The organism is Mesorhizobium sp. M7A.F.Ca.CA.004.06.1.1, from assembly GCF_003999135.1.
Lineage (GTDB): Bacteria > Pseudomonadota > Alphaproteobacteria > Rhizobiales > Rhizobiaceae > Mesorhizobium.
In genome coordinates, this window is sequence record NZ_RZPQ01001349.1 from 1 (window position 1) to 667 (window position 667).

Sequence of the window (667 nt, forward strand, 5' to 3'; positions counted from 1 at the left end):
GCTCAACGCCATGACCATCATCGACATCCCGCTGCTCTACCAGAACCTGATCAAGGCCGCGATCCTGCTCGGCGCCATCATCGTCGACGGCATCATCAACCCACGTGACGAACAGACCGCCCAGCAGGGTGACATTTAGTACCTGAACTGCGGCGGACGGTTGGGGCCGGCCGCTGATAACAAAACCAAACCAGAGGATGTGACATGAAACTGATCAGAACACTCATGGCAGCGGCCACGGCGCTTGCCGTTACCGCCTTCGTGGCGCCAACCTTTGCCGCCGACGATCCTGGCCCGGCGGCTTACGCACAGGCGCTCAAGGGCAAGCGCGTCATGCTGGTGCCGATGGCGATGGGTTTCGACCTGGCACAGGGCTGGACGCATTTCCTGAAGAAGGAAGTCGAAGCCTGGGGCGGCACCTTCGAGACACGCGATCCGAACTGGGTCGTCGACGCCGGCGCGCAAGCGATCACCGACGCGATCTCGTCGGACACCAGGCCGGATGTGCTGATCATCCATTCGCCGGACCTCAATTCCTATGCCAAGCTGATGAAGAAGGCGCAAGCCGCCGGCACCTATGTGATTTTGGTCGACAATCCGGCCAATTTCCCCGCCGACGCCTTTGTCGGCAGCGACTGGGACTGGCTCGGCCCGCTCGCGGCCTAAT

General features: G+C 61.8%; 1 protein-coding gene and 1 pseudogene. Both read left to right on the forward strand.

Annotation, left to right across the window (positions count from 1 at the left end; genetic code table 11):
- Positions 1-139: pseudogene (locus tag EN906_RS38700) on the forward strand (ABC transporter permease); the annotation flags it as partial.
- Between the two features lie 65 nt (positions 140-204).
- Positions 205-666, forward strand: a complete 462-nt coding sequence (locus EN906_RS36250; RefSeq protein ID WP_245484418.1) for a substrate-binding domain-containing protein — start codon at positions 205-207, stop codon at positions 664-666.
- Position 667: the final 1 nt, after the last annotated feature.